Raw genomic sequence first — 4,302 nt, 5'->3', positions numbered from 1 at the left:
TCTTCCTCCAGCCGACGTTCCAGGGACGCAATAAATGCTCCAAGCATAGGGCGTGGCTGCACACGACGTTCGTAATGCAGTTCTGTCAGGTCGCCCCGCAGGATTTTCCGTACCGTGTTTTTGGAAAGGCGCAGTTCTCTGGCAATCTGCTTGATCGGCTTTTCTTGCCGCATCGCGGCCAGCCGGACCTTCCTGATCGTTTCCACTATCAGCATCTCCTCTCGCTGCCCCTCCCGTCTCCGATGATCGAAGACATCTAAGGGGGCTGCCGAGGGGGTCAATTTTGGACGCTGATTTCATCCAAAGAGGGGTCAATATTCCATGCTGATCAACATTCGGCTCCAGTGCGCAGTTTTTTGATTTCCCTAGCAGAGAGACCATTCACAGCCTGAGCATACGGATTCCATTTTTCAACTGGATGATAGTGCCGGACGAAAGTATCGAGTCGATCTACTTTTCTAAGATTCCAATCGACAGCTATTTTTATGGCAGCAACAGAAAGAACTGATGAACCATAAAATCAATTTGTTTCAAAGTCTATGACTAATCCTGTCATAAATATCTCCAGTATAATGACTAGCTAGTTATACAAAGATAGAGCTAGTTTTAACTCGCCAGTAAGTTGTTGTTTTAAATTTTTTGGCTTTATAAGTTTCGCTTCTTTCCCAAAGCTTAAAATCCATGAAATGACTTCTGGAGCACTCTGAGCCATGAATTCTAGCAAGACACTTCCATCTTTGTACTCTTTGATTTTTTGATCATCACTCCATTTTCTTTCCTTTATATATTGGGCTACTTGAGAAGTGAATTTTACTGAGACGAGAAAGTGCTCATTCTCCATGAATCCAAAGAAAAAGTTTTTTTTGTCGTCTTCTAATGTTTCAAAATTATGATTTATATTTAAAATAGTAATATTTTTTATCCTCTGAATAGAAAAAGTAGTTTTGTAAAGCACTTCTGGGTTGCCCATCTCGGTAACGGAAAAGCCAACGGCATAGAGTGACTCACGGTAAGAAAGAATTTTTATCGGAGCAAAATGAGAAATTCTCGGTTCGGGCCTGTAGGGTCCTTGATACGATATCTCGCAGATATTTTTATCACGTATAGCCCGTAATGTCGTTTCAATTATATCCTGAAATGGAGTGTAGTCGATGACGCCCTTGACAGATACCGCACAGATCGAGTCAAGAGCCGTCGTGCCATCCTCTTTATTGGGGAGGAGGGCTGTCGTTTTGTTAAGTGCCCCTTCTACTTCCTCAGATATCCCCTTCGGCATAAGATGCCAGACGAACTCCTTACACATCCTTAGGAACTGAATCTCTCGGGAGGAAAGGGACACGTGCGGACGGGGTGATGACTCGATTTGGAACCATCTCTGGCCGTTTTCGATCCAATCCCTGAGATTGATATTTCTGGTCCGACTTAATTCGCCGGTGATCCGGAGGACGGTTTGCTTCGAACATTCAAGTATTTTAGCAAGTTGTGATAGAGAAAACTTTTTTCCGGTGAAAAGTAACAAGCTGAAAAGATTGAGAGTTTTTTGTGTGGGAGAGGCAAATTGGTCAATTTTGGAAGGCATTTCATGCAACCATCTGATTTATCGTGTTAAAATATAATCAATCGCGTTACGGATTCTGGAACGGCCCGTGGTTAAAGTCTTACCCATGGTTCCCACAGAGGGCAATACGAAACAAACCATGGGAGATAGCGACGTGGAGCCAATATACTGTAAGGATTGTGAATATTGGAAGGAAAGTCATCATTCCGTCAGGGTTGAGGGCTCTGAGCTGCGGTATTGTCTGTTGCTCGAGACACTTCGTTTTGGATATGATCATCAGTGTCAGATGGTTGCAGAAGGACAAGAGAATAAGTGAGGAGTTCGACATGGATATCGCGAAGTTAAAGATTGCTGATGTGTACGCATTTTGGCTTGATCTGGACGACCAAGAATTCGATCGGTATGAACTTGTCAGCGGTTCGATTAGGAAAAATAATGAACACCAGGCAATCAGATTTGGCTTAAGGAAAGGTGATGATGAATTTGAAGTTGTAATTCGTCACGATGATGAAGATTGGTTTTTTAAGTCTGATGCGTATGATGATCCAGAGGAAGAGTTTCTGATCCATTTTTTTAGCGGCAAGGAGGAAATCGTTTTTGTTTGTTCAGATGCTTACGAGCAAATATATTTTCATTTTATTTTAGCATGATTTTTTTGGGTATCAGTATGGCTACACTTAAAATACACTGTGAAGCGTCAAGGCTAAAATTTGGCAAGACATATGAAGAAATTCAACTTTGGCTTGATGAATTCCATGGTAAAGCTCCATATTTTACGCGTCACAGACGATTACGGCACCACGAACAAGGTATACGGGAAGCTGTTAAAATTTTTGGAGAACATGCAGATGCAGTTGCCAGACAGCATATTGTCATAGATTTAATGGATGAGGGCTGGGTAGAATTTGATCATTTCCCTCAGGACGAGAAAGATTATGTGAAGATGGGGTTATGGTAAGTCACGTAATATTTAGGAGGAAATATGTGTGGTTATTGTTTTGTTAGAAACTATTTTATAGAGACAGACAATTTGATTGATGATAATATTCCCTCCGCTAGTAATGAAACGAATAACGCAAGGTGTATTGATCTTGAAATAGAAGAGGTTGAGCTGGCAATTCCAGAAGATAAAGTGTTGTACGAAATGCCGCAAGTTTATCAAGAGAATTACAAGATACCAGATGTCAGTTGTTTTGAAGAATATGAAGGAATGATGGAAATATTCGTCGCAAAATTCATTGAATCTAAATTTTTAGGTGCCGATGTCGGAAAAAAAGTCTTGGATTTTACTTCTGAAATCAAAATGATTGAATGTGTTGTTAAATCATGTGAGACTCAAAGAATGAAATTTAATTCTATTATAAGCAGCGACATGAAAGCTAAGGCTGTTTTCTCTGAATTCGCATTTTTGTATGATAAAGATTATTATTTTGGAGGAAATGTTCACGCTAGTGTGGACGGGGTTGGCATTTTAAGAGCTTTAAAATATTACTATGAATGGTGGCTTAAAGGGACAGGAATCAGAATTCCTCCAGACGAAGAAGTTAGCTTTAAAAGGCCAGGAGTTGTCTTTGATCCGCTTGATACTCGTGATGAGAAGGCATCGGATTTATTTATGGTTTTATTTAGATGTTTTTTTTATTCATTGCAAGTCGTGTCTGTGTTAGATGTCACGTCTTGTTGTTATATTTCTGTAAAAAATATTTTGGAAAAAATTATAACAACCGCTCCGTTTATGCTCCCAGATTTTGGCGCACTTGATCTTTGGATATTGCGGATAGCAGTAAAAAAATATGCACAAAATTATGGCAAGTTTTCAAAAGAGATTGTCGAGAACATGATCCCGTCTTGTGTTTACTACCTATGTCGTCATTGTGATATTAGCGAAACTTTAGTCAAAATATATTTTGGATATTTTAAGTCGAAACATTGTGAAGAATGTATTGAGTCTATAGATGATATTATTATGTGCGACTAAACATTTAAGATATTGATGCATTTTTTTATATTTAGATTTAAAGAATAGCAGGGGAGTGCTTTGTATAATTTCTTTGTTGTAAGTAAAGAAATTAGCAGTCACAATGGATCAATTTTTTTACGTGGTTATATCTGTTTTGATTCGTCAGTATTGATTGATGCATTTTATTGTGCGCTGTTTGTTTCGGATGTTGAATTTATTCGCCTCAAAACAGCATACCATAAATTTGCAATTGGTAAATTTTATAGAATGTCTTGTGATCTAGTATTGTCTTATCATGAGAAGAGAGTACATGGCTACGAAATTTGTGTCCTCGATATAAAGTCTTTGGAAGTTATTGATAATGATATTATACATAAAGATTGTCTAAGTGTTTTGGACAAATTGGACTATTTCGAAGATTACGAGGTCTATGAAATTCGGTTTACAAAACATTATAAATTTAACAACATATTTAACTTCAAAACTATTCGGGATGATTAGGTATTTAAGGGGATTGGGGGGATTATGAGAACGCAGCTTCCTGCATTGTCACGTAACTTCTTGATATTTAAGCATAACATACCGAAATAATTAACTATTCGCATAACGTCATCCCCTCCAACGTCCTTTTTTCTCCTCCCCGAGTAAAAACCCCTTGACCTCCCCGTACCAAATCCGTACTTACCCCGAGCCAACGACGCGCCAACGAAGCCAACGGTTTTGGCCCCCAACTTTTTCTTGGGAACGAAAGATTTGGGGTTGACTTCGGGACGAGTTTGGGGCA

4 protein-coding genes and 1 pseudogene are annotated in these 4,302 nt (G+C 39.1%); 3 read left to right on the top strand and 2 right to left on the bottom strand.

The genetic code is table 11. The annotated features are described in order from the left end of the window. Together Q368_RS26385 and Q368_RS25375 are read right to left on the bottom strand one after the other, a co-directional pair. A pseudogene (locus Q368_RS26385) lies at positions 1-215 on the bottom strand (IS21 family transposase); the annotation flags it as partial. A gap of 365 nt (positions 216-580) precedes the next feature. Continuing rightward, the gene (locus Q368_RS25375; protein WP_162179676.1) at positions 581-1,276 is read right to left on the bottom strand and encodes a WYL domain-containing protein; all 696 of its coding nucleotides are present in this window, start codon (positions 1,274-1,276) and stop codon (positions 581-583) included. A 608-nt stretch (positions 1,277-1,884) separates the two neighbouring features. Between Q368_RS25375 and Q368_RS0122630 the strand changes: the two genes are divergently transcribed. From Q368_RS0122630 to Q368_RS26380, 3 genes are read left to right on the top strand one after another with little or no spacing between them, the layout of a single operon-like run. After that, positions 1,885-2,208, top strand: a complete 324-nt coding sequence (locus Q368_RS0122630) for a hypothetical protein (RefSeq protein ID WP_156955900.1) — start codon at positions 1,885-1,887, stop codon at positions 2,206-2,208. 17 nt (positions 2,209-2,225) lie between these two features. After that, positions 2,226-2,516, top strand: a complete 291-nt coding sequence (locus Q368_RS25370) for a DUF6915 family protein (RefSeq protein ID WP_084159003.1) — start codon at positions 2,226-2,228, stop codon at positions 2,514-2,516. Positions 2,517-2,540: 24 nt separating this feature from the next. Beyond that, positions 2,541-3,536: a hypothetical protein gene (locus Q368_RS26380; protein ID WP_156955899.1), complete on the top strand. Its 996-nt coding sequence runs from the start codon at positions 2,541-2,543 to the stop codon at positions 3,534-3,536. The last annotated feature ends 766 nt before the right edge of the window (positions 3,537-4,302 follow it).

Origin of the sequence: Solidesulfovibrio alcoholivorans DSM 5433 (assembly GCF_000702665.1) — a bacterium.
Taxonomy (GTDB): domain Bacteria; phylum Desulfobacterota; class Desulfovibrionia; order Desulfovibrionales; family Desulfovibrionaceae; genus Solidesulfovibrio; species Solidesulfovibrio alcoholivorans.
The sequence above is the reverse complement of the archived record's forward strand: the minus strand, read 5'-3'. Positions and strand labels throughout refer to the sequence as shown.